The organism is Mycobacteroides abscessus ATCC 19977, from assembly GCF_000069185.1.
Lineage (GTDB): Bacteria > Actinomycetota > Actinomycetes > Mycobacteriales > Mycobacteriaceae > Mycobacterium > Mycobacterium abscessus.
This window is the reverse complement of the sequence record NC_010397.1, coordinates 1,506,907-1,524,749: the sequence shown is the minus strand read 5'-3', so window position 1 is coordinate 1,524,749 and position 17,843 is coordinate 1,506,907. Positions and strand designations below refer to the sequence as shown.

General features: G+C 63.3%; 18 protein-coding genes. 5 read left to right on the top strand and 13 right to left on the bottom strand.

The genetic code is table 11. The annotated features are described in order from the left end of the window. Positions 1-166 precede the first annotated feature (166 nt). From MAB_RS07790 to MAB_RS07780, 3 genes are all read right to left on the bottom strand, one after another. Positions 167-883 carry a DUF1906 domain-containing protein gene (locus tag MAB_RS07790; protein WP_005110152.1) on the bottom strand — a complete coding sequence of 239 codons (717 nt, stop codon included), beginning with the start codon at positions 881-883 and terminating at the stop codon, positions 167-169. A 110-nt stretch (positions 884-993) separates the two neighbouring features. Beyond that, the gene (locus MAB_RS07785; protein ID WP_005084736.1) at positions 994-1,815 is read right to left on the bottom strand and encodes an alpha/beta fold hydrolase; all 822 of its coding nucleotides are present in this window, start codon (positions 1,813-1,815) and stop codon (positions 994-996) included. 71 nt (positions 1,816-1,886) lie between these two features. Beyond that, positions 1,887-3,638, bottom strand: coding sequence for an alpha/beta hydrolase (locus MAB_RS07780; RefSeq protein ID WP_005084734.1), 1,752 nt, complete (start codon positions 3,636-3,638; stop codon positions 1,887-1,889). Positions 3,639-3,904: 266 nt separating this feature from the next. Here MAB_RS07780 and MAB_RS07775 point away from each other — a divergent pair, with 266 nt between their 5' ends. Then, entirely contained in the window at positions 3,905-4,657 is a 753-nt protein-coding gene (locus MAB_RS07775) for a TetR/AcrR family transcriptional regulator (RefSeq protein ID WP_005059974.1), read from the top strand. Between the two features lie 6 nt (positions 4,658-4,663). Here MAB_RS07775 and MAB_RS07770 read toward each other — a convergent pair whose 3' ends face one another. Continuing rightward, complete coding sequence (locus MAB_RS07770) at positions 4,664-5,359, bottom strand: sensor domain-containing protein (RefSeq protein ID WP_005084731.1); 696 nt, start codon at positions 5,357-5,359, stop codon at positions 4,664-4,666. Between the two features lie 134 nt (positions 5,360-5,493). On the opposite strand from MAB_RS07770, the gene MAB_RS07765 reads away from it, so the two are divergent. Then, the gene (locus MAB_RS07765; RefSeq protein ID WP_005059970.1) at positions 5,494-5,949 is read left to right on the top strand and encodes a MaoC family dehydratase; all 456 of its coding nucleotides are present in this window, start codon (positions 5,494-5,496) and stop codon (positions 5,947-5,949) included. A 59-nt stretch (positions 5,950-6,008) separates the two neighbouring features. On the opposite strand, the gene MAB_RS25150 is transcribed toward MAB_RS07765, so the two are convergent. The 7 genes from MAB_RS25150 to MAB_RS07735 are packed head-to-tail and all read right to left on the bottom strand — an operon-like array spanning position 6,009 to position 12,031. Continuing rightward, on the bottom strand, positions 6,009-6,206 hold the full coding sequence (locus MAB_RS25150; RefSeq protein WP_005093072.1) for a hypothetical protein: 198 nt from the start codon (positions 6,204-6,206) through the stop codon (positions 6,009-6,011). 33 nt (positions 6,207-6,239) lie between these two features. Continuing rightward, complete coding sequence (locus tag MAB_RS07760) at positions 6,240-7,037, bottom strand: ABC transporter permease (protein ID WP_005084727.1); 798 nt, start codon at positions 7,035-7,037, stop codon at positions 6,240-6,242. A 1-nt stretch (position 7,038) separates the two neighbouring features. Further along, complete coding sequence (locus MAB_RS07755) at positions 7,039-7,932, bottom strand: 2-aminoethylphosphonate ABC transporter permease subunit (RefSeq protein ID WP_005089933.1); 894 nt, start codon at positions 7,930-7,932, stop codon at positions 7,039-7,041. Further along, positions 7,932-9,140: an ABC transporter ATP-binding protein gene (locus tag MAB_RS07750; RefSeq protein ID WP_005110147.1), complete on the bottom strand. Its 1,209-nt coding sequence runs from the start codon at positions 9,138-9,140 to the stop codon at positions 7,932-7,934. The genes MAB_RS07755 and MAB_RS07750 overlap by 1 nt, the downstream gene beginning before the upstream one ends. A 1-nt stretch (position 9,141) precedes the next feature. Further along, positions 9,142-10,161, bottom strand: coding sequence for a 2-aminoethylphosphonate ABC transporter substrate-binding protein (locus MAB_RS07745; RefSeq protein ID WP_005089938.1), 1,020 nt, complete (start codon positions 10,159-10,161; stop codon positions 9,142-9,144). 27 nt (positions 10,162-10,188) lie between these two features. Beyond that, the gene (locus MAB_RS07740; protein ID WP_005084718.1) at positions 10,189-10,875 is read right to left on the bottom strand and encodes a phosphonatase-like hydrolase; all 687 of its coding nucleotides are present in this window, start codon (positions 10,873-10,875) and stop codon (positions 10,189-10,191) included. A 28-nt stretch (positions 10,876-10,903) separates the two neighbouring features. Then, the gene (locus MAB_RS07735; RefSeq protein ID WP_005084716.1) at positions 10,904-12,031 is read right to left on the bottom strand and encodes a TIGR03364 family FAD-dependent oxidoreductase; all 1,128 of its coding nucleotides are present in this window, start codon (positions 12,029-12,031) and stop codon (positions 10,904-10,906) included. A gap of 214 nt (positions 12,032-12,245) precedes the next feature. Between MAB_RS07735 and MAB_RS07730 the strand changes: the two genes are divergently transcribed. Genes MAB_RS07730 through MAB_RS07720 form a run of 3 tightly spaced genes read left to right on the top strand, consistent with a single transcriptional unit; the run spans position 12,246 to position 14,981 of the window. Then, the gene (locus MAB_RS07730; protein WP_005084715.1) at positions 12,246-12,953 is read left to right on the top strand and encodes a GntR family transcriptional regulator; all 708 of its coding nucleotides are present in this window, start codon (positions 12,246-12,248) and stop codon (positions 12,951-12,953) included. Between the two features lie 31 nt (positions 12,954-12,984). Next, positions 12,985-13,557, top strand: coding sequence for a TetR/AcrR family transcriptional regulator (locus MAB_RS07725; RefSeq protein WP_005084713.1), 573 nt, complete (start codon positions 12,985-12,987; stop codon positions 13,555-13,557). Further along, a complete protein-coding gene (locus MAB_RS07720) occupies positions 13,554-14,981 on the top strand; it encodes an FAD-dependent monooxygenase (protein WP_005114138.1) in 1,428 nt (475 codons plus the stop codon). Before MAB_RS07725 ends, MAB_RS07720 begins: the two co-directional genes overlap by 4 nt. Here MAB_RS07720 and MAB_RS07715 read toward each other — a convergent pair. Then, a complete protein-coding gene (locus MAB_RS07715; RefSeq protein ID WP_005084710.1) occupies positions 14,978-17,209 on the bottom strand; it encodes a molybdopterin-dependent oxidoreductase in 2,232 nt (743 codons plus the stop codon). The genes MAB_RS07720 and MAB_RS07715 overlap by 4 nt on opposite strands. Beyond that, on the bottom strand, positions 17,206-17,778 hold the full coding sequence (locus MAB_RS07710) for a TetR/AcrR family transcriptional regulator (RefSeq protein WP_005093058.1): 573 nt from the start codon (positions 17,776-17,778) through the stop codon (positions 17,206-17,208). Before MAB_RS07710 ends, MAB_RS07715 begins: the two co-directional genes overlap by 4 nt. Between the last annotated feature and the right edge of the window lie 65 nt (positions 17,779-17,843).

The following is a 17,843-nucleotide window of genomic DNA, read 5'->3' as shown; positions in this document are numbered from 1 at the left end:
GCCGGATCGATCTCGTACGCCCTCACCTGCGATCACCAGCCGGCCAGAACGCCCCGCTTCACGGGCCCGCACCGGGCACCGTGTGGACACAGAGGCCGCACCGGTTCCGCGCGGCCCGTAGGGCGACCACGGAGGGAATCCGACCGCGCGTTCGCTGAATCAGGCGCTAAACCCACTGCCCGAAATTGGGCTTCAGGATGTCATTGAGATCGACGCCGATTCCACCGACCTGACGCTTGTCGATCTCGAACTGATGTAGATGTGCCTCGGGATGCACGAAGCCCTTGGGACTCCCCCAGTTGTGTTGCCAGAAATACGAGCACAGCCCATCCTGCAGAGCCCAGTCGATGGTCTTGGAGTTCCCGTATAGGCCCGTGCGCTGGTGTCCCAGCACCGTCTCCCACGCCTTCAAATACGGTGCGACCTGGTTCTTGTATTGCTCGGGCGTGGGGTTGTCGTCGATTGAGACATAGATGGGCACGTTGTAGGAACCACCGGCAGCGATATGCAATTGCCAGCCCCGCTGCGCATGCTTGATGCCCGCATCGTGGCCACCGAGCCAGTCAGCGGTGTCCTGCTTGCCGTACTGGTAGTTGGACACGATCTTCAGACCGGCTCGGTACAAGTCGCGTGCCTCGGCAAGCTTGATGGGTTTGCCTGCCGACAGCCCCGGACTGCGCGGATCCGATACGTACCGAATAGCGCCCAGGTGCCCGGCGGCCTTGATCGACTCGGGGGTGGGGACACCGCCGGCATAGTCGATGAGAGTTCCCAACGACGCCGCGTTCGCACGTGGCGCTGCCGCCGACACCGCACCCGCGAGCGCCGCCGCCGGTATGGCAGCGGCATATTTGAGGACATCCCGACGGGATATGGGAACCACTGCAATCTCACCAGGCCGTTCTGAGCACTCCAAAAACTCAAGCCTCAGATTACGACAGTGGCCTCAACAAACACCGCAGCCACGCTTGTCACACGCGACACACACCTGCGCTAGGCGCCGGCAATCCGAAACACCTCGTCGGCGATCAAGCGCGGTTCGGTCAGCACAACTTGATGCCCGGATTTGCGGGCGACAACATGACGTGCCCCGAGGCGACGTGCGGTCATTTGGTGTGCGGCGTTCAACTCCGACCGCGTCTCCTCGTTGAGAAGTTCCGCGCGCGCACCCGATATGACGGTGACGGGGACGCCGTCGAGGGCAGGCGGGTTACTGCGCAGCTCTGTCATGCCCGCGACAAACCGGCGGTCCTCCTCATTGGCGGCTCGCCTGGCCCGCGGCGTGAGATCTTCGGACACCATGTCGTCGAGGACATCGCGTGGCATCCGGGGCATCATGCGGCGAACCACATGAGGCAACAAACCCACCCGGCCCAATATGTCCAGCGCCGCGCGGTGGGCCAGGCCAAGAAGCCGCATGCCCGGCGAGGCCGGGCGGTAGTACGCCTCGAGGTTCTCGTCAGAGTGATCGACAAGCACGACGCCCGCGATACGCGACGGCTCGGTCGCCGTGGCGGCCAGGGCGATGGTGCCGCCATAGCTGTGGCCCACCAGGATGTACGGGCCCGATCCGAGCGCCGTCAGCAGCGCATCCAGATCCCCGGTGATGCGTTCCAGCGTGCGCGGCGCGGGATCGTCATCGCTGCGTCCCAGATTGGCACGGTCGTAGACCACCGACCGAAGCCGCCGAGCGACAAGGGGTTGCACCAAACCCCATGCCGTGCGCGAGAATCCCATTCCCGATTCGAAGACAACGGTCGGTTCACCACTGCCGGCCACCTGATAATGCAACGCACGCCCGTCGGCAGTGGTCACGTAATTACTCGACCCCAGGGTGTGACTCACCCCGCCACCGTACGGAACATTCGCCCCGGGCGGGCGGCCCGCTACGCGCCGGAGTGCAGGAGCGGCCGCAACCGCTGGGTCTTCTCCGGTGTCCATCCCGGGGGCTGCAAAACCGCCGCCCATGCATCGGCAACAGCCTTGACGTAGACGTGGCCATGCCCATCGGGAACATCGACCGCGACCGCCATATCGGCAGACACCTGCAGGAACGTGACGAACGGTATCCATTCCATGCTCGGCAACACGTCGTAGCCGCGAGGTTCACGCAGCCAGTCGGGTTTGCTCAGGATCAGATCCGGGTTGAACCAGGCGATGGGGTCCGACGCGTGCTGTAGATAGACGATGCGCGGGCGCGCCCATGGATCGGCTGGACGCTTGAGATCCTCTGGGCGCGAGACGAATCGGACGTTCCTTCCCTGGTCGTAGATGGGCAACACCTCCGGCGATCCGTCATCGCGGTTGTGCGTGGCTTCCAGCCACATCGAGTTGTTGAACGTGGGACCGGAGAACAGCGCACCGTCGGTGCGGGCAACGATGTTGTTCACCGAAAGGAACGGCGCTTCGCCGCCGAACGATCCAAGGCTTTCCCCGAACACTACGAGCTTGGGCCGCACAGCTTCCGGCATGGCTCGCACCCGTGCCGACACCGCCTCGAACAGTGCCTGCCCCGCCTGACGCGCGTTCTCCTTGTCCACCAGGAACGAGAGCCAGCTCGGCAGAAACGAGTACTGCATGCTCACGATCGCGGTGTCGCCGTTGTACATGTATTCGAGCGCATCCGCCTCGGCTTGGTTGATCCATCCGGTTCCCGTTGTGGTGGCTACCGCCACCACCTTCCGGTGCAGTCCGCCCTCACGCTCAAGTTCACGCGCGGCGAGCTCCGCGGTCGCCTTGATACCGTCGGCAGATTCCAGACCGGCGTACGCGCGGATCGGTTCGGTAGCCGGAGTCTTGTTGAACGCCGAGAGTTCCTGCGCCGTGGCGCCGCCGCCGACGAAGGCGCGACCCTGGTTACCCAGCGACGCCCAGGACACCAACGAGCCGGGCCCACCGGACCGCAGCGATGTGGTTGGTGCTGGGTTATCCGGATTCTCCTCGTTGTTCACCGCCGAGAAGGTGTTGTTCAGGAAGTCCATCGCCACCCTGACGACCACGCCGTTGATGAGCGCCATCGCGAGGACCACCACCAGCGTGACGGCCACCACCGCCGAGACGCGTTTGGGGGCAACGCGGTTGAGCCGCTCAATGAGAAACAGGATCAGCCGGCGAATCTGCTGTCCCATTTCCACCAGAACGAACAGAACGATGATCGACATCACGGCCGTCTGTGGATGTGCCCAGAAACTCAGCCGGGGTACGCCCATGAGATCGCGCACACGGTCCTGCCAGAAGTGGAACCAGACGATCATCAGCACGGTGCCGATCAGCCCGAGGACAACGAGGATCCGCCAGGCGACGGGCGGAGCCTTCGGACTCGAATCCTGCGACCGCATGTACCGCACCAGCCAGACCACGAGCACACCGAGCGCGTAACCGATCGCACCCGATCCTCCGCTCACCAATGCCTGGAACAGCGGGCCGCGCGGCAGCAGCGACGGTGTCATCGACAGCCAAAGAAAGACCAGGCCAACTGCGGTACCGGTGAAGGTGTACTGCCTCACCCACCATCCGGGCCTCGTGGTCTTCGATGCGGCGGCTGGTGCTGTTTCCTGCTCCTCGTCTTGGTCCTTGTCGATATCCCGGTCAATCGCCATTGCCACACCCTTCTTGATGCCGCCAGCCTGAGTGTCCATGGTGCCTGGCCGTCCAGGCACCGCACAGGGGTATTACCAGATCGGCGGCGCGGGGGGCCGTGGCCGTACTACCGCACCGCCGGCGTGCCGAACCCCACCGCGCAAATCCCCGCGAGCAGCCGAGGATCACCGCCGCAGCGAACTGGCCGCGAGAGGGAGCCATCCATACCGCCACGTTCCTGCGGTATCCTGCCAACTTGCTATCAGGGCCTTCAACGGTAGGACGGGGAAAGAGCGACGCCACGGGGGCACGACGAGGATTACACATGCGACATGCCGGTGTCGGCCACGAGGCCAGGACGACCAGCACACAGGGCCCTTCACACAGCCCCAAGCGGGAACGGCGGCGCCGCGGCTCCATCACGGCCGAGGACATCATCGCCGGAGCCTTTGAGCTCGCCGAGGAAATTGGGATAAGTGGGCTGAGCATGCCGCTGCTAGCGAAGCATCTCGATGTCGGCGTCACCAGTATCTACTGGTATTTCCGCAAAAAGGGTGAGCTGCTCGACGCGATGACCGACCGTGCGACCAAGCAGTATCACTTCGCCGCTCCCTTCGTCGGCGACGAAACCTGGCAGGACGCGCTGCGCAGCCACACCCATCGAATGCGCGAGGCGTTTCGAGAGCGACCGGTACTGGTCGAGCTCATCCTGATGCGCACCAGCGAGCTCAGCAGTGAGGCGCTGCAGGCGAGCATCCAAAACCTGGAGTCACTTGTCCGGACCCTGATCGGCGTCGGCTTCAGCCCGGATAACGCCCTGGATGTGTATTTCGCGTTGTCCTTGCATATTCGCGGGGTTGTGGTGCTTGAGCACATGGATACCGTGATGCCCGCCTCCGGAGAAGCCCGCAGTCTGGTACCGAGCGCCACGCTGGCCCCGACCCTGCACGAGCTGGCAAGCCGCGGTCATTCGATCGCGACGATCTCCGACGCAAACTTCGACTTCACGGTCGAAGCCATCATCGAGCGCGCCGAGAACCTGCTCGCGCAGGACATCGCGGCGCGCGAAGCTTCCTGATCGGGCTCAGACCTTGGAATTCAGCAGCTCGTCGATCTTCTGAAGCCGCTGGTCGGACAACGCCTGGTTGTCGATGGACCGATCCGGCGAGCAGGTGACAAGCTGCGAGATCACATTTGCCTTGGCGATCATTGTGAACTCGCAAATCCATTGATCACCAGTGAGATTGGTCGACCACCGCACCATGTCCGGCGAGCCCGGAGCGACCGGGCCGGGCGTGACCATGTGATGTTTCTCGTCATCGCCCCAGGCGGCCACCGGACGTTGACATGCGGACACCGTGGCACGGACCGACTCCAGGAACTTCGATGCCTGGAAATCGCCGGGGTAGGTGGCCGAAACCTCGAGCAGCTGGTGCTGGTTGGGATACTGGTTGTCGGTCTGCGTCCGCGCCTCACGGCCGGTGTAGTTCGTCGGGAAGAGCGGATGGCGGCCATACCCGACGACTCCCTGGCATTGCGCGGGATCGGCACCGGTCCACAGAACTGACTGCATGTCGGTTTCGAACAGTGGCTTGCCCGGCGTCACAGCCAGCGACAATGCCGGCGTCAGGAGTTGGTCAAGCTGAGCGGGTTGGATCGGTCCCGACGGCCCTGCACCTCTTTCCGCCGTCGGCTCTCCGTCGATGCCTTGCTGGCAGCCAATCACCGCGAGCAGCAACCCGAGCACGAGCGGTACCGACCACCTCATGTCGGCAAACATTACCCGCATCAGGTCTTCGCCCGGATTTCGGCATTGTCCCGTGGCAGCCATGCGATCTCGGGTATGAAGAGTCCAGCCGACAGCACCAGTCGGTAATGCGATCAGGCACCACGACCCGAAAAGGAGCGCGCGGTATGTCCACCAAGCTGGCGACACCACAGGAGCTGCTGTCCCTGGGCAGAGTCGAATTGGGTACCAGCAGTTGGGTTCAGATCACCCAGGAACAGGTCAACGAGTTCGCCGACGCGACCGGCGACCGGCAGTGGATTCACATCGACACCGAACGCGCCAAATCCGGCCCATTCGGAGGGACCATTGTGCACGGGTATCTCACGCTCGCCCTGGCCCCGGCATTCCTGGACGAGGTCCTGGAAATCGCGTCCTACGACGTGGTGCTCAACTACGGGGTGAACAAGGTGCGGTTTCCGGCACCACTGCATGTGGGTGCACGGGTGCGCGGGCACGTCACGCTGCTGTCGGCAAAACGTCGTGACAAAGGCACCGTCGAAGCGACGTACGGAATCAAGTACGAGATCGAAGGCAAGGACCGGCCCCCTTGCGCCGCCGAAAGTGTCTACCTGTACCAGTAATCAACCGAGCAGCCGGACGCCGCCATAGGTGACGGCCACACCGGCGGAGGCCATCAGGCCTAGGTAAAAGGGCGCATGGCGATTCCAGGTGGTGCCCCGGCGACCGAGTGCTCGTCCGAACGCATTTGTGCCGCACGCCGTTCCGCCTCCGCGCTGGGACCTTCGTCCTCGCTGTGAGGCTGTGCCACAAAACGATGGTGGCCGTCGCCGGTATCAGCCAATGCGTGCCCGTCTTCCGAGGTGGACAGCGACATCATAGGAGCGCCGGCACCGGTCGGGGCCGGTGCCGGCTAGCGAAAAGCCACCTTTCCGCGCAACCTGCCGACCACGAGCAAGGCAAGTAGCGTCACCATCAGCAACAGCGTCGTGGACGCCGCGGCTGAGAAGACTTGACCCCGATCCGAGAGACCAAAGATGGTCACCGGAAGAGTGCGCCAGCTGGATGGGTACACCATCACCGTCGCACCGAGTTCTCCCATCGACAAGGCGATGGCCAGCCCGGCCGCCGCACCCAGCGACGGCATCAGCAGCGGCAGAGTAACGGTTCTCACGACCCGCACTGACCCGGCTCCCAGCGACTCGGCCACTTGCCGATAGGCGGGATCGAGACGCTCCAACGCCGCCGACACCGAGCTGAATGCGAAGGCCAGCACCAGCGCGGTATGCGCAACAATCACAATCCATTTCGTGCCGCCCAGCAGCAAGGGCGGCTCGTTGAAGGCTGTCAACAACCCCAACCCGATCGCCACCGAAGGGATCGCGATGGGAAGGTGAAATACGGCGTCGATCACTCGCCGGAGCCATGAGGGCACCTCACGCACGCTCAGCGCCGCCCAGGTGCCCAGCAGCAGCGCGACGCCGCTCGACATGACGGCAGTTTGCAGGCTGACCGCCATACTCGCGAGATCGTCTCCCCCCAAAGCTTTTTCGTAGCGCATAAAACTCAGCTGCGTTGGCAACGGACCCGTCCACGCCCCGGAGAATCCGGCCAGCACCACGGTGGCGATCGGCGCGATGAAGACTACGGTGATCACCACTGCGAAGACCGACCACAGAATCAACCTGCTCCGCCCGTTCCACAGCAGCACCTCAGGCCCCTTTCGGCTCGCTGTTGGCTCGCCCGGCCAGCATGCGCGAGAAGACGATCCGGTACAGGCCGTACAGTGCGAGCGAAAGCACTATCTGAATGGTCGCGATCACTGCGGCACCAGGAAGATCAAAGGTGACTATTCCCCTGGTGTAGATCAGAACCGGCAAGGTCACAACTTCCTTGGCTCCCGTGAACAGGACGATCCCGAACTCGTTGAGTGCCAACAGCAGCACCAGGCTTCCTCCCGCCATCAGCGCCGGCCAGGCCTCCGGCATCACCACTTTGGCCAGCACCCGCCACGGCGAGGCGCCGAGACTGGCCGCGACATCGAGCTGTTCACGCGGGACGATCACAAACGCGGCCAATAAGGGCCGCACCACGAACGGCGTGAAGAAGGTGGTCTCGGCCAGAATCACGCCGGCGGGGCTGGACAGAAATTCCAGTGGACGCGAACCACCCGTGAGGTTCGCGATCAGCGCGTTGACCGCACCCGCGGCACCGTACAAGAACGTGAAGGCGAGGGTGATCAGAAAGGAAGGCAGCGCCAGGACGGTGTCGATGAGGCGGCCAACCAACTCTGAGCCCGGAAAAGGCACGAATGCCAACACAGTGGCAAGAAACGTGCCCAGCGCCAGACAACCGATTGTGGTGAGCACGGCAATGTACACCGTGGTCACCAGAGCGTGCTGAAACAGCGTCGAGCCCAGCACCGCACGCCACGTGCTGTTCCCCTCCCCTTCGGCAGAATCCGATAGCACGCGCAGCAGCGGGTAGACGATGGCGACGAGCACCACCAGAAGGGGCGGGATTGCCCACAGCACGGGCACTGCCCTGCGCCGTTTCCGGCGGGGTTGCGCACCTGCGGAGTCGACGCGGTCCAGAACTGCGATCATCACGCCTCCCCCGGTACTGCGACGAGCGCTCCGGCTGGTTCTGGGAACTTCACACCGACAACCGAATCTGGTTGAACGTCGGCGTGCCCCGGCACCTCCGCATCGATCAGTTGGTCGGGCAGCCCGCTTACTGCGAGGGACACCCTGGTCGACGCACCGCGCCACACCTTGTTCGCTACCCGCGCGCGCAGCGCACCAGGCGCCGTGGGGCCCACTATCGAAAGTGTATGCGGGCGTATACATATCAGGGCAGACGCGCCGGGAGCCCAAGGGTCACGGCCGATTTCCGGTGTGGGAACGGTCACGCTGAGCATCTTGTCCCCTACCGAAACCAGTGCGGACTCACCCGACACCCGCCCCACCGTGCATGGGATCAGATTGGCGCCCCCGAGGAAGTTCGCGGTGAAGTCGGTGGGCGGTCGTGTCCAGAGATTATGAGCGCTGTCGACATCGACAAGCTCGGCATCACGCATCACCGCGATCCTGTCTGCCAGCGCCAACGCCTCGCTCTGGTCATGGGTGACGTACAGCATCGCGGTGTCCGGCAAGCTCTGCTGCAGCTGCCGCAGCTCAGCGATCATCGATAGACGCAACTGAGCGTCCAAAGCGGCCAATGGTTCGTCCAGAAGCAGCACCCGGGGCCGGATGGCCAGGGCGCGCGCGATGGCGACGCGTTGTTGCTGTCCTCCGGACAACTCGCGCGGATAGCGGTCGGCGTAGGCGGACATGCTCACCATCGCCAGTGCGTCATCCACGCACTCCGCGATCCGATCGGATTTGGTTCGGCGCGCGCGCAGCCCAAAGGCAACGTTGTCGCGCACTCGCATATGGGGAAATAACGCGTAGGACTGCACCACCACGCCGATTCCGCGCTTCGCAGGCGGCAGATCCGTGACATCCTCGCCGTCCAATCGCACGGTGCCAAAAACTGGTCGCACAAATCCGGCAAGCGCCTTGAGCGCGGTGGACTTTCCCGAACCGCTGGGCCCCAGCAGAGCCACCGTCTCGCCGCGGGCGATGCGCAGGTTGAAGTTCCGTAGCGCCTCCGATCTCTTCCTGCCTCGCCCGTAGGCAACGGTCACGTGATCGAAGATAATGGCCGGTGCGTGCACTGGCGCGCGTGGAGGTTGCCCGGATTCAGGAGGTCTCCCCGCGAGAATTTCGCCGCTGCGCCTTCCACGCGAGGCGAATTCGGCATTGTTGTCCATATCAGCTCCCCGTCTCTTGGTGGTACGCGATCAACGACGCATCGAGCGTGCTGACCACCTGGTCCCAGTCCGGGTGCCAGATGCGTACGCCCTCAAGTACCTGCGCCGGCGTATTGGCCCCCGCTTCGGGTTGCACATCGGCGCGCACCGGCATACCCAGCGCTTCGCGCGGAATTGTCCGCTGCACGGGCACGGACAGTAGGTAGGCCAGTAGCTTCCTTGCGTTCTCCACGTGCGGCGCACCGTTGGTGACAGCGGCAACGTACGGCAGCGAGATGGTGGATCGCTTGCCGTCCCTGGCCGCCGGAATGAATATCGAGAAATTGGAGCGGTCTTCGCGGATCGAGGCAAGGTTCATCTGAAGATCCCCATTGGCGACCCACAGTTCGCCATTGCTGACCTTCGGCTGCAGCTTTCCGGTGGAGCTGGACGGACCGACGTTGTTGTGCTGCAGCCGGCGCAGGTAGTCAACAGCCCCCTGGTTCCCCATCAGGTGTTGAAGGAGAACCAGCATGGCAGTCCCGTCACCCGCCTGTCCCGGCGTCGAATATTGCAGCTTGCCCCGGAATCGGGGATCGAGGAGGTCATCCCACCGCGGGTCTTTCAGTGCGGCGGCCGGATTTGCGATGAATGTGAGGTAGTTGTCGACAATGGCGACGTATCTGCCGTTCCTATCCCGATTCCTCTGGTCGACCGCGGCGATGTCGATATCGGCACCGACCAGCAGTCCGCTCCCTGCTGCCTTCTGGACGAAGGGCGGCAATGTCACCAACAGATCGGCCTGCGGATTGGCCTTCTCTTTGGCTATCCGCGACACCACCTCGGCAGAGCCGGCCTCCACGAGATTCACCGAGATTCCAGTGATTTGACTGAACTCATGGAAGCGGGCCTGATACCACCGCCCCAATCCGTCGGCGCTGTAGACGGTGACCGAGTTTGGGCCATTGCCACCACCGGTCCCGCCACACGCACTCACCGCGGCGACGAGCACCGCGATCGAGGCCCATTTCAGGATCTGCATCCACCAAGGCGATTTCATGCTCCGATTTCAGATCCGGCGCAGGATGATGTCGGGGAACTCGACCACCGAATGCACGATATGAGTGGGCTGTGCGGTGCCGAGTTGGGCGGCGTCGTGCGCGCCGGTCAGTGTTCCGGCCACAATCTGTGCACCCGCGCGGCGACCGGCCAGTATGTCGCTCGCGGTGTCACCCAATACCGCCACTTCGCGAACATCGTTGACCTTTAAGCGAAGCAATGACGCCAAGATCAAGTCGGGAAACGGCCTGCCGCGCCCAGCCTCTGATGGAGCCAACGTCAGGTCGGCGATATCGGTCCACGCGAGTGCCGCCAGCAGCTTTTCCTTGGTCGAGGCACTGAAACCCGTCGTCAGCGCGACCTTCACGCCGGCATCCCGCAGCCGCGAGATAGCCTGCACCGCGCCGTCGATCGGCGTGACGCGACCGTCACTGATCAGCGCGTCATAGGCATCCTCAAAAGTTCGGTTCGCGTGCTGCGCCTTGTCTTCGTCGCCGAGCAGATACCGAAACACCGCGATCTTGGATTGCCCCATGGTCTCGATGACGTACTGACGGGCGCGTTCCCGTTCGGGCCCGTCCTGTTCGATACCACCTGCGGTAGCGGCCGTTTCGAATGCCTGCAGCACCAATCCGCCGTCAGCGACCGTGGTGCCTGCCATATCGAGCACGGCGAGCCGGATAGGGATGTCGGACACGATTTTTCCTTCCGTCCATTCGTCCTGGTCAGAGATTCATCAGGTCAGCGGTATCCGCACCGATTGCGGGGCCAAGCGTCATCCCACGCCCCCCGGGCCCCGTCACCACCCAGACCGCAGGTGCCGCCTGACGCCGGTAGACGATCTGGTCGGGATCTGTGCACTGGGAATAGACGCCCGCCCAGCGACGCACCACAGGAGGAAGCTTGCGTCCCAACAACTCTTCGGCCGTGGTGATGAGATGACGGTAGGGCGCCTCATCAACGTCAAACGCAAATGGCTCGGCGTACTCATGGGTGTCACCGATCGTCAGTCCGCCGTGTAGTCGTTGCACACACAGCAACTGCATCTTGTGTTCGGCGGCCGTAGGTTCTTGCAGTTGCGTGGCATTGAGCGCGTCGAGTGCCGGACCGGCGAATGCCGGGTAATAGCGCAGACTATCCCCATCCGCGATGGCCGTGGTCAGTTCCTCGCCCAGTGCGGCGGTCTGCATCATTTGCAGCCGGACCCGCCGAACCGGGAAGTCACCCAAGAGCTCTCGCGCCAACCCGCCGTGTGCCGCCCCAGCGCACATCACAACGGCTTCACCGCGATACGTCTCACCGTCATCGGTACGCACCGAAACACCCGCGGACGAGGTATCGATTGCGCGCACCTCTCGTCCTGCTACAAATGAGTAGCAACCGTTCGTCTTCAAGTGCAGCCGCATGGCGGGCAGGGCCACCCGCGACTCGACTGCGGCATCACGCGCACAGTGCAACCCGGCAAGAAACTTGCCACGTAACGCCGGATTCTGGCGCTGGACGGCCCCAGGTTCGAGCAGAGCGAACCCGCGCTCATCCGCATCGGACCGCGCCATCACTTCCTCGGCCACCGCCACCTCCTCATGGGTGCGCAGCAGCGTGAACGAGCCCATCTGCCGAAAACCGATGCCCGGTACCAATTTCGCGATCCCCTGCCACAGATCTCGCGAGCGCTGAGCAATCTTGAGCTCCAGAGCCGACCTGCCCGACACCCACACCAACCCAAAGTTCCGAACGGTCGCTCCGCGTGCTTCCACCTCGCGTTCCAGGTGCACTACTTCGTGTCCGCGTTCGACCGCGGCCCACGCGTGCGCTGTGCCGAGAATGCCGCCGCCAACCACTATCACTCGCATGCCGCCAGCGTCTCTCATTGGTCTAGACCAATGAGAGACACGCGCTCGAACACCACATGAACAATTGGTATAGACCAATCTGGCGTACGCTCTACCCCGTGCGAGCGATCGAAGAACTCGAGGCCGTTCCGAAGTCACTGCGCACCGTGCGCGACAAGGAAGCCGCCGGTTCCATTCCGGGCAGCCTCGGGACGGCCCGAAAGGTGGTGGCGCCATGACAGCCGATGTGCGACTGCCCAAGCATTACCAGGTACGCACCGAACTGGAACACATTCTCTCGGCACTCAACGAGGGAGACCCCGTGCCGCCCGAGCGCGACCTGGCCGAACGATTCGCGGTGTCGCGAGAAACCGTGCGCCAGGCACTGCATGAGCTACTGGTGGAGGGACGTATCGAACGGCGTGGGCGCGGAACGGTGGTGGCGGCACCAAAACTATTGCAGCCGCTGTCTTTACGCTCCTATACCGAGGGGGCGCAAAGCCAGGGGCGAACACCGGGGCGGTTACTGGTCACCTGGGAGAACATCACCGGCGACGCCGACCTGTGCCGGGACCTCGGAATCCGCGGCGGGTCGACGGTGATCCACCTGGAGCGCGTCTTGCTCGCCGATGGCGCCAAGCTTGGGCTGGAGAGCACATACCTGGCCAAAGCACGCTTTGCCGAGTTGCGCAACACCTTTGACCCCAGTACCTCGCTGTACGCGGCGATTCGCGCGCTAGGAGTTCAGTTCGGCAGTGCCGTCGAACGCATCGAAACAGTACTCGCCTCACCCCGCGAGGCATCGCTGCTGGACACCTCGATCGCCATGCCCATGCTCCTCATGAACCGGCGCACCCTCGACACCGATGGGCGCCCGATTGAACGGGTGCGCTCCCTGTTCCGCGGAGACCGTGTGGCCTTCGAGGCGGTACTGAAGGAGTGACATAAGTGTACGGTATGCGTACACTTATGTCATGGTTGCCCGCGGAGAGACACGTAGCGCCGCGCTCCTCGCGGTCGCATTGCAGGTACTGATACGCGATGGATACGACCGCTTCTCCATGGATTCGGTTGCGGCACTGGCCCATGCCAGCAAAACTACGATCTACCGCAGATGGAGCAACAAGGCCGAACTGATCAAGGCCGCACTGGACGCTCATGATGCGAGCTTCAACGACGAGGTCTTCGACACCGGCGGATTACGCACAGACCTCATCGCCACAATGGGCATGCTGCGCCGCAAGGCGCAGGCGCTACCGCCAACCCTCTACCCAGACCTGATACGCGCGATGGAGCACGACGAGACACTCTCCGACGCGATCCGTCGCCATCTCGCCGACCCAGGTCTGTCTCCCTTCGACGCTCCGCTGTCGCGCGCGGTCGGCCGGGGCGAGGCGGGCGTCGATGTTGATCGTCAGCTCATTCACGATGTCGCCGAAGCAATGCTTACCCATCGCCTGACCCTGGGCGGCCCCCTTGACGACGCGTTCATCGGCCGGCTCGTCGATGACGTCTTGCTCGTCCTTATCCGACCCGGGGCCCGATGACAGTGGTGATCGCCGGGGCCGGCCCCACGGGCCTGACGCTGGCGTGCGAATTGACGCGGCGCGGCATCGCATGCCGGGTGCTGGACAAGGCTCCCGATCTGTTCCCCGGTTCTCGCGGCAAGGGCCTGTCCCCGCGCACCCAGGAGGTGTTCGACGATCTCGGTATCGCGCCTGCGATCAACAGCGGGGGCATGGCCATGCCGCCCTTCCGCATCTACGCGGGCCATGAGGTCGTCGCCGAGCGCAGCCTTGTGGAGATGCTCGGGACCGACATCCCCTCGGGCCCAGGCATCCCATACCCAGGTTTTTGGTTGGTGCCGCAATGGCGTACCGACGAGATCCTGTTGGACAGGCTGCGTCAGTTCGGAGGCGATGTGGAATTCAACTGTGAGGTAGTCGGTTTCACGCAGAGATCGGATGCGGTCAGCGTGATGGTGTCCCAGGGTGGCGCGCCCGAATTGCTCCACGCCTCATACCTCGTCGGTGCCGACGGTGGGCGCAGCACAGTACGCAAGATGCTCGGCGTGGGGTTTGCCGGGGAGACGTTCGAGAGGGAACGAACGCTGATCGGCGATGTGCGGGCCGATGGCTTGGAGGGATCCTTCTGCCATGTGCTGACACGGGATGGTCAAGTGTCGGAACGCTTTTCGCTCTGGAATCTACCGGGCAGTGAGCACTATCAATTTGTCGCGAACATGGCTACCGAGGATGTTCCCGCGCTGACACTGGACGCGGTTCAGAAACTGGTCGTCGATCGCTCCGGCCGGGACGACATTGTGTTGCGGGATCTGCGATGGATTTCCCTCTACCGCGTGAATGCGCGCATGGTGGACAGATTTCGGGTGGGACGAGTGATCCTGGCCGGTGATGCGGCGCACGTGCATTCCTCGGCGGGCGGCCAGGGCCTGAACACGAGTGTGCAAGACGCCTACAACCTGGGATGGAAGCTGGCAGCCGTCATCTACGGCGCCCCCGAGAAATTGCTAGACACCTATGAGGAAGAACGGATGCCGGTGGCCGCATCCGTGCTGGGACTGAGCACCGACCTGCACCATCGCAACTTCGCGCCTGCGAAAGGACCTGCGCCTCAGTTACATCAGATGGACATCACATATCGTGGATGCTCGTTGGCCGTCGACGATCGCGTGTTTCAAGGAAATCTCCGAGCCGGTGACCGGGCACCTGACGCCTTGCTAGACAACGGGGTACGCCTGTTTGATGTGCTACGTGGCACGCATTTCACGCTGTTGACGTTCGGCGCCCAGGCTCCCGTCATCGCCGACGTGTGCATTCAACAGATGACGCCATCGCCGGACTACGACGTTACGGCAACGACACTGGTGCTGGTACGCCCGGACGGGTACATCGGTGTCATGACCGAATCCGGGCGCACAGTCCTCGAGTATCTCGCCCGTGTTGTCTAGATGGCGGCGGTCAGCGTCTCCAAACGCGCGGGGACATGCTTGTGCCATGGCGTTCCGGCGTACTCGTCACGCCAAGCCGACGAGGTGAGAGCATTCGGCGCCACCCCGGGTATATGTGTTTCCCCGGACTCGTCGGTGTAGTCGAGGCCGAAACCATTGGGCAGCGAGGCGTGACCGGGCTGCATCATGTCGCTGATCTCGACCGTGGCCTCGGCGGCACCGGCCGCTGTCGCGATCCGAACCCTTTCACCGTCAGCGACACCGAGCTGTTGTGCATCCTGCGGACTGATCCGCAGAGCTCCCTGCTGATCACGCTTGCGCCAGGACGGGTCACGCAGGATGTCGTTGGCGGTGTATGCCCTGCGCTCGCCGGCCGACAGCACGATCGGAAATTCCGGCGTTGTCAGCTGTGCCGGACGCGACACCAGCCCCTTTATCTCATCAAGCATTTCGGGAATAGCGAGAGCGATCTTGCGGTCCGCGTGCGTGATGAGGGCGAAGTCGTCCTCATAGTCGTGGACGGTAAAGGTCACGCCGGATGGGCTGTTCAGGATCGCGTCGAACAAGGCGTTGCCGTCGGGGTGACCGGCCCGAGCCACCGCCTGCGGGTAGGTCATCATCGCCTTCTGCGCCAGGCCCCAGAGAGCTGCAGCGCCTTCCAATCCCCTCGGCAGTGTGGGGCCCAAGGTCTCGTAGAGGACGTACGGAGCCAATGCACCGAGTACCGGATTGGCCAGTACTGCGAAAAATGCCTGCAAGTATGCTTCCCGCCCCTGCGCGGCGGCCTCACGTAATGGCTGCAGATCCGCGTCGTCAACCACTCCCAGCGCCCGCACCAGCCGCGCCCAGATCTCGGGTTCGGGCAGGGTTCCTGACTCGGGTTCGAATAGTGGGTGTCGCAGTTGAAAGGTGTTGTGCGGGAATTCCAGATTGAAGAAGGTGGCCTCTACCTTCTCGAACTGTGTGGCGGCGGGCAGCACGTAGTGTGCGAGCCGCGCGGTCTCGGTCATCGCCACATCCACGACCACCAAGAGTTCCAGGGCAGCGAAGGCCTCCTTGCACCGCGCCGAATCCGCAAGGGAATGTGCGGGATTGCTACTCTCGACGATCATCGCGCGGAAACGATCCGGGTGATCGGTGAGGATCTCTTCCGGGATGACATTGGAGGGCACCAAGCCACCGATGATGCGGGCCCCGGTCACCGGGGTGTAACCGAAGAAGCCACCCATGAGCGGCGCCATCCACGAATGCAGATGCTGCCCACCGCGTTTTGCGAAGTTCCCGGTGAGGATCCAGAGCATCTTGTTCAGATATGAGCTCAGCGTACTGTTGGGGGCCTGCTGGATGCCCAGGTCTTCGAAGACGGCCACGCTCTCGGCCGCCGCAACCCGGCGGGCCGCCCGCCGAATGAGGTCCTCGTCCACCCCGCAGCGCCGTGCGTAGTCCGCGATCGGCACCGTGCGCAGCACATCCCGAACCTCTTCGGTTCCGGTGACGTGTTCGGCGAGGAATGCTTCGTCACAGAGATTCTCCTGCACCAGCACCGCCGCCAGCGCGGCGAGGCACCAGGCATCTGTACCGGGGCGTACGCGTAGATGAAAGTCCGCCATCTTGGCGGTATCGGTGTTAACCGGATCGATGACGATCATCGAGCGCTGCGGATCCTTGGCAATCTCATTGAGCACCACACGAGCCCGCGGAAAGCTCTGCGACATCCACGGGTTCTTCCCGACGAAGACGGACACCTCCGCATACTCGAATTCGCCGCGAGTGTGTCCGCCGTACAGATTCTTGTCGATCCAGGCCTCACCCGTCTTCTCCTGGGCTAGCGCATTGGAACGGTACTTGGACCCAATGGCTTTGAGGAATGCGCCGCTGTAGGCACCACCCAGATGGTTACCTTGCCCACCACCGCCGTAGTAGAAGATCTTGTCGCCGCCGTAGCTGTCGCGGATGTGTTTGAATCCCTCGGCGATCTCCACGATCGCCGTATCCCAATCGATTTCCTCATAGGTGCCATCGGGACGGCGACGCATGGGCGATGTCAGCCGGTTCGCATTGTTCTGATAGTGATTCAGCCGCAACGCCTTATTGCAGGTATACCCTTTGGTACCCGGATGATCCTTGTCACCGCGGATCTTCGCGAGGGTGCGCCCCTCCGTCTGCACCACGATGCCGCAGTTACATTCACACAAGATGCATGCGGTGGGCAACCATTCGGCGGTCATTGTCCGGCCTCCTCAATGAGAGTGCGTAACTGCCTGTGCACCACGTCGATTGGCGTGATGTCGCGAGTCGATCGCGCGATAATGATTGCGCCTTCCAGAGAGGTCGTCATCAGGATCGCCAGCTCGTCGGCCCGCGTACGGACAACCCCGACGGCGACCAGCTTGTCGGCGATGAGGTCGATCCAACGCCGGAAGACGGCCGCCGAGTGTTCGATCAGCTTCTGACTACTGGCTGGGCTCTCCGGATCGCCGGCCTCGACCGCGACTGCCACCACCGGACACCCCGCCCGGAAGTCGCTCCGCACGAGTTGTTTTCGATAGGACGCGACGAGAATATCCAGCGCGTCTACCGCCGAGGGTTTGGCATCGATCATCCCGGCGATGTATTCGCCCGCCAGATCCACTGCCTCACTCAGCAGTTGGGTCCGCCCGCCCGGAAAGTAGTGATATGCGGAGCCACGCGGCGCACCGCTGTGCTCGAGAACATCGGAGATGGCCGTGGCGTGAGCTCCTCGCTCGCGGATCAACAGGGCTGCCGAGGCAACCATTCGTTCGCGCGGGGTGCTCAATCGTCGTCCTTCCCGAGGAGTTCCGGTCTATGTATGATGCTCTACATAATCCGCCACCGATCCGG

What these genes read in the sequence shown, in the direction of transcription:
- MAB_RS07780 (WP_005084734.1), bottom strand. Translation starts at nt 3,638, where the DNA reads ATGGACACTCAGGCTGGCGGCATCAAGAAGGGTGTGGCAATGGCGATT.
- MAB_RS07775 (WP_005059974.1), top strand. Translation starts at nt 3,905, where the DNA reads ATGCGACATGCCGGTGTCGGCCACGAGGCCAGGACGACCAGCACACAG.
- MAB_RS07770 (WP_005084731.1), bottom strand. Translation starts at nt 5,359, where the DNA reads ATGTTTGCCGACATGAGGTGGTCGGTACCGCTCGTGCTCGGGTTGCTG.
- MAB_RS07765 (WP_005059970.1), top strand. Translation starts at nt 5,494, where the DNA reads ATGTCCACCAAGCTGGCGACACCACAGGAGCTGCTGTCCCTGGGCAGA.
- MAB_RS25150 (WP_005093072.1), bottom strand. Translation starts at nt 6,206, where the DNA reads ATGATGTCGCTGTCCACCTCGGAAGACGGGCACGCATTGGCTGATACC.
- MAB_RS07755 (WP_005089933.1), bottom strand. Translation starts at nt 7,932, where the DNA reads ATGATCGCAGTTCTGGACCGCGTCGACTCCGCAGGTGCGCAACCCCGC.
- MAB_RS07750 (WP_005110147.1), bottom strand. Translation starts at nt 9,140, where the DNA reads ATGGACAACAATGCCGAATTCGCCTCGCGTGGAAGGCGCAGCGGCGAA.
- MAB_RS07745 (WP_005089938.1), bottom strand. Translation starts at nt 10,161, where the DNA reads ATGCAGATCCTGAAATGGGCCTCGATCGCGGTGCTCGTCGCCGCGGTG.
- MAB_RS07735 (WP_005084716.1), bottom strand. Translation starts at nt 12,031, where the DNA reads ATGCGAGTGATAGTGGTTGGCGGCGGCATTCTCGGCACAGCGCACGCG.
- MAB_RS07730 (WP_005084715.1), top strand. Translation starts at nt 12,246, where the DNA reads ATGACAGCCGATGTGCGACTGCCCAAGCATTACCAGGTACGCACCGAA.
- MAB_RS07725 (WP_005084713.1), top strand. Translation starts at nt 12,985, where the DNA reads ATGGTTGCCCGCGGAGAGACACGTAGCGCCGCGCTCCTCGCGGTCGCA.
- MAB_RS07720 (WP_005114138.1), top strand. Translation starts at nt 13,554, where the DNA reads ATGACAGTGGTGATCGCCGGGGCCGGCCCCACGGGCCTGACGCTGGCG.
- MAB_RS07715 (WP_005084710.1), bottom strand. Translation starts at nt 17,209, where the DNA reads ATGACCGCCGAATGGTTGCCCACCGCATGCATCTTGTGTGAATGTAAC.